This is a genomic window from Pyramidobacter piscolens W5455 (genome assembly GCF_000177335.1).
Classification (GTDB): Bacteria; Synergistota; Synergistia; order Synergistales; family Dethiosulfovibrionaceae; genus Pyramidobacter; species Pyramidobacter piscolens.
In genome coordinates this window covers 1-4,587 of sequence record NZ_ADFP01000112.1, presented here as the reverse complement: position 1 = coordinate 4,587, position 4,587 = coordinate 1, and the positions used below count along the sequence as shown (strand labels likewise).

Sequence of the window (4,587 nt, the reverse complement as noted above, 5' to 3'; positions counted from 1 at the left end):
CGCGCCCGGCGCGCCGAGACGGCAAACGGCCGCCGGCATGGGGCCGCCGCGCGTGGTGAGCTGCATCGCGGCGATCGTGAATTCCCTGCCCATGGCGAGCATGCGCTCCATGGCGCGGTCGGTGACGGTCAGTTTCAGTTCGGGCATGTTTCCCTCCTCAGTTCAGGGGCGCGCGCCGGCGTCGATGAAGCCGAGCTTTTCCATGACACGGCGCAGGTCGTCGGGAGCCGGGGCGCGGAACGTTTTGCCTTCGAGATGCGACAAAAACGCCGGCAGCCCGTTGAGCGTCAGGCTGCGGGCGTGCAGCATGGGGCGCTTGACGCCGAGCGATCTCAGCTGACCTTTGGAGCCGAAGTCGCCGTACTTGACGTCGCCGAGCAGCGGATGGCCGACGTGGTTCATGTGCACGCGGATCTGGTGCGTGCGCCCCGTGAGCAGATGCACCTCGGCCAGACTGAAGGCGCCGCTGCTCGTCAGGCGTTTGTATTCGGTGACGGCGCGCTCGCCTTTGGGATCGACGCGCACCAGTTTCTTGTCGGCGTCCTTGAGCAGCGGCACGTCGATGCGGCCGCGCTCGGGCAGTTCGCCGATGACGATGGCCCAGTAGCGCTTGTCGGCGCGGCGGGCTTTGAAGCATTCCATCAGCGCGCGCGTGGTCGGGCCGTCCAGAGCCAGCGCCATGACGCCGCTGGTGTTGCGGTCGAGGCGGTGCACGAGCTGGGGCGGAAATTCGGGATCGACGGCGTAGCCCAGCGCGCGCGTGACGACGCTGTCCTCGCCCTTGACGTCGGGCTGGCTCAGCAGCCCGGCGGGCTTGTTCACGACCATCACGCAGCGGTCGCTGTAAATGACGTCGAGCGGCAGCCGGCGCGGCGTGCCGTCGGGCATTTCGGCGCGGCCGACGGTGCCCGGCTCTTCCCACGGCACCCAGACGTGCTGTCCCTCGAGGACGCGGTCGTTCGGCTGGCAACGTTTGCCTTCGAGGCGCACGGCTCCCTTGCGGAAGTATTTCATCATCGCGCCCAGCGGCACGCCGGGCCACATGCCGCGCAGCACGGAATCGAGGCGGCGGCCCTCGTCGTGGCGGCTGATCTGGAATTGCCAGCTCATGGTCAGCGGGGCTGCTCGGGGCGCCATTTCCACAGGCGCCGCTGCGTGGAAAAATCGAAGTCGGAGATGGCGCGGTCCGCTTCCATGCCGCCGTCGAGTTGTTCGACGGCGCCGTGCCAGCTGTTGAGGTAAAAATCCAGATTGTCCGCCGCCGCCACGATCATGGCTTCGGGCGTGGCGGGCAGCACCGGCGAGCCGAATTCCTTCTGTCCGTGGTGGCTGAGGATGATGTGCGCCAGCAGCGTGCGCGTCAGCGGCGTGAGCTTGAACTCGTCCGCCAGCCTGACGAAGCGCGCGTAGCCGGTGGCGATGTGGTCGAGCACCGTGCCTTCCAGCGTCGATTCGGGGCCGGGATCGAGCGCGTAGGTGTCGAGCTTGCCGAGGTCGTGCAGCAGCGCTCCGGCGACGACGATGTCGAGGTCGGGCTCGTACGCGGTGCCCTGGTAGCTCTGGGCGACGGCCTTCGCGGAACGCGCCACGCCGAGCGTGTGTTCAAGCAGGCCGTGCAGGTAGGCGTGATGGTGCGCCACGGCGGCGGGGAAAATCTTGAAGGCCTGCCACGTTTCGCTGTTGGGACGAAAGACGAAGCGCAGGAATTCGCCCGCTTCGCCGCCGCAGCCGTTGACGAGCTGCCAGAATTCGGCCTCCAGCCGGTCGGCGGGGACCCCGGCGGCGCGGATGAACGCGGCCGGACGGTACTCTTCGCGCTCCTGATCGACGAGCCAGATCTGGTTGAACTGGTACTGCGGCTTACCCTTGAATTCGGTGATCGAGCCGATCAGCCCCGCCGTTTCGCCCTTGAGGTTCTGCACCAGCGGCGAAGAGGCGGGATCGCCGATTTCCTTTTTGACGCCGTCCTTGAGGTCGAACCACTGGGCGTTGCCCCAGACCTTGGCGTCGAGAACCCCCGATTTGTCCATGACGGACATGATCCAGTAGGGTTTGTCGTTTTTGTCGCGCTTTTCCTTGAGCTCCGTGACCAGGCCGACGGACTGGAATTTGGAATCGACGGGAAGCGCGCGCACCTCCGCGAGCGTTTTGTTCGACATGAAAAAACTCCTTTGCGTGATGAGAGTGGCTCGGCTGAAAAAGATCCTGCCGCGAACAACTTATAATATCACCGCCAAAAGTCAAGAGGCAAAGCGCCAAAAAGATCGTGAGAGTTGATTTTCTTTGCCAATTCTGCCGAAGAAAACGAATTGTGATAAACTTTCACTGGGTTACGGAGGTGGTGGCTTTGCTGAAAATCATCAGTGGAAACGAATCGGACCGAGGGCTTGTGCACGCGCGGGTGTCTCCGGTCGATATGAACCGATATGCTCTGACCGACGGCGGTTTCGTGGAGCTCGAAGGCGAACGTCGCTCGGCTTTCCGCGTGGTCTACGACGCTTCCGTCGACGAAGGCTGCGTGGGGCTCGATCCCGTCGGCATGGAGAATCTCGGCCGCGGCGAAGGGGGCGAGGCGCGCCTTTATCGCTGCGAGCTGGGCTATGCCGAGCGCATCGTGCTGATCCCCATGGCGGCCGTCGCCGCTGGCGAGCTGGACCGAGGCTATATCCGCGCGCGCCTGCGCGACCTTCCGGCGAGCGTCGGCGACGAAGTGCGGATCCTGTCGCCTTACGGAAACGAACTGCGTCTGCGCGTGGCCGAAACGATGCCCAGCGGCGCCGTGATGGTGACCGCCTCCACCGACGTCGTTCTCGAGCGGGCCCAGATCGGCGCCCTGAAACCGAAAAAGATCACCTATGCCGACATCGGCGGATTGGACGCGCAGCTGCGCCGCATCCGCGAGATGATCGAACTGCCGCTGAAGTTTCCGGAGGCTTTTGTGCGCCTTGGCGTGGAGCCGCCGAAGGGCGTGCTCCTCTACGGCCCTCCCGGCACCGGCAAGACGGTGATTGCCCGCGCCGTGGCCAACGAAAGCGACGCCTGGTTCACGAGCATTTCCGGCCCGGAGATTATCGGCAAGTATTACGGCGAGAGCGAGGAGCGCCTGCGCGCCGTTTTCGAGGAAGCCCAGCAGAACGCGCCGGCCATCGTCTTCATCGACGAGGTGGACGCTATTGCCCCCAAACGCGAGGAAATGGGCGGCGAGAAACAGGTGGAACGGCGCGTCGTGGCCCAACTGCTGACGCTGATGGACGGCCTTTCGTCGCGCGGCCAAGTCGTGGTCATCGCCGCCACGAACATCCCCAACACGCTCGATCCGGCGCTGCGCCGTCCCGGGCGTTTCGACCGCGAGATCGCCGTGCCCATCCCCGACCGCAACGGCCGCCTGGAGATCCTGAAGATCCACACGCGCGGCATGCCGTTGTCGGAAAGCGTGGATCTGGAGCGTCTGGCCGACATCACGCACGGTTTCGTCGGCGCCGACCTGCAGGCCCTCGCCAAGGAATCGGCCATGATGGCGCTGCGCCGCCTGCTGCCGTCGCTTGACGACGCGGCGAAACTGAAGGACGAAAGCTTCCTCTCCTTGGAGATCACCATGAACGACTTTCTCACGGCGCTGCGCGAGATCGAGGCGTCGGCCATCCGCGAAGTTTTCGTGGAAATCCCGAATACAACGTGGGATGACGTGGGCGGCCTGAAAGACGCGAAGGAAAAACTCGTCGAGGCCGTGCAGTGGCCGCTCAAACAGGGCGATTTGTTTCGCCGCTGGGGCGTGACGCCGCCGCGGGGCATCATGATCCACGGCCCCTCGGGAACGGGCAAGACGCTGCTGGTCAAGGCTCTGGCCCACGAGAGCGGCGTGAACTTCATCACCGTCAAGGGCCCGTCGCTGATGTCGCGTTACGTGGGGGAAAGCGAGCGGGCCCTGCGCGAAGTGTTCCGCACGGCCCGGCAGGCGGCGCCGTCGATCCTCTATTTCGACGAGATCGACTCGCTGACGCCGCGCCGCGGCAACGACGGCAGTTCGCAGGCGCAGACCGCCGACCGCGTTATCAGCCAGTTTTTGGCCGAGATGAGCGGCATCGAAGACATGGGAGGCGTGGTGGTGGTAGCGACGACGAACCGCATCGACCGCATCGATCCGGCCCTGTTCAGCGCCGGCCGTTTCGAACTGGCGCTGGAGCTGCCCATGCCTGACGAAGCGGCGCGCGAGGAGATCCTGCGCATCCATCTGCGCAAGCTCCCTCTTGCGGGGCTGTCGTTCCGCGATCTGGCCGTACGGACCGAAGGCATGAACGGCGCCGAGATCGCGGCGCTGTGCCACGCCGCCTCCATGGAGGCGCTGCGCGAACAGATCCGCAACGGAACCGACGTTTCGCCCTGCCTCGAGCGGCGTCATTTCGAGGCGGCTTTTCGGGCGGAAAAACTGCGCCGTCAGGCGCTGGAACGTGAAAACGGCGACGAAGCGGATGTTTCGTAAGCTTTTGCCCGCGCTGGCGCTGGCGATTCCGTTTCTGCGCTGAGAGGGCGGCGAAGCGCGGCCGAGTTTCAAGAAAATCGAAAGGGTCTGTTTGCGAAAACAGGCCC

At 65.0% G+C, this 4,587-nt stretch carries 3 protein-coding genes; 1 reads left to right on the top strand and 2 read right to left on the bottom strand.

Translation table 11 applies throughout. The annotated features are described in order from the left end of the window. Positions 1 to 162 precede the first annotated feature (162 nt). The gene (locus HMPREF7215_RS09610) at positions 163 to 1,110 is read right to left on the bottom strand and encodes an RluA family pseudouridine synthase (RefSeq protein WP_009165657.1); all 948 of its coding nucleotides are present in this window, start codon (positions 1,108 to 1,110) and stop codon (positions 163 to 165) included. A gap of 2 nt (positions 1,111 to 1,112) precedes the next feature. Beyond that, positions 1,113 to 2,159, bottom strand: coding sequence for a 3'-5' exoribonuclease YhaM family protein (locus HMPREF7215_RS09605; protein WP_009165656.1), 1,047 nt, complete (start codon positions 2,157 to 2,159; stop codon positions 1,113 to 1,115). Between the two features lie 152 nt (positions 2,160 to 2,311). On the opposite strand from HMPREF7215_RS09605, the gene HMPREF7215_RS09600 reads away from it, so the two are divergent. Further along, positions 2,312 to 4,480, top strand: coding sequence for a CDC48 family AAA ATPase (locus tag HMPREF7215_RS09600; RefSeq protein ID WP_374044437.1), 2,169 nt, complete (start codon positions 2,312 to 2,314; stop codon positions 4,478 to 4,480). Positions 4,481 to 4,587 lie beyond the last annotated feature (107 nt).